Origin of the sequence: Duganella lactea (genome assembly GCF_009857505.1) — a bacterium.
In the GTDB taxonomy this organism is placed as follows: domain Bacteria; phylum Pseudomonadota; class Gammaproteobacteria; order Burkholderiales; family Burkholderiaceae_D; genus Rugamonas; species Rugamonas lactea.
In genome coordinates, this window is the sequence record NZ_WWCP01000098.1 from 1 (window position 1) to 481 (window position 481).

Below are 481 nucleotides of genomic sequence, written 5' to 3' on the forward strand. Positions count from 1 at the left end.
TTGCAGGTGTGCATGGAGGCGACCGGTGTGTATTACGAGGCCGTCGCGACGGCGCTGCATGACGCCGGCTTCATGGTGTCGGTCGCCAATCCGAGTTGCGTCAAAGGCTTTGGCCAGAGCGAAAACCTGCGCAATAAGACCGATACAGCCGATGCGGCGCTGATCGCGCGCTACTGCGCCTTGATGAAGCCGGCCGCCTGGTCGCCCCCACCCCGGGAGCAGCGCCAGTTGCGGGCCTGGTCACAGCGCCTTCAGGCATTAAAGGACATGCGTCAGCAGGAACATAACCGGCTGGAAAGCTATACCGTCAGCGGCATGACGGACGTGGCGGCGCATGCGCAAACACTGATCGCATGGCTCGACAAGGAGATCAAGCGTCTCGAGCAGACCATCGACGACCATATTGATGGCCACCCGCAACTCAAACGCGACGCCGAACTCATGACCAGCATCACCGGCATCGGCACCACCACGGCGGCCA

General features: G+C 62.2%; 1 protein-coding gene. It reads left to right on the top strand.

Translation table 11 applies throughout. The annotated features are described in order from the left end of the window. Positions 1-481: IS110 family transposase (locus tag GTP44_RS26840; protein ID WP_161021805.1), on the top strand; the 481-nt coding region annotated here is incomplete at both ends.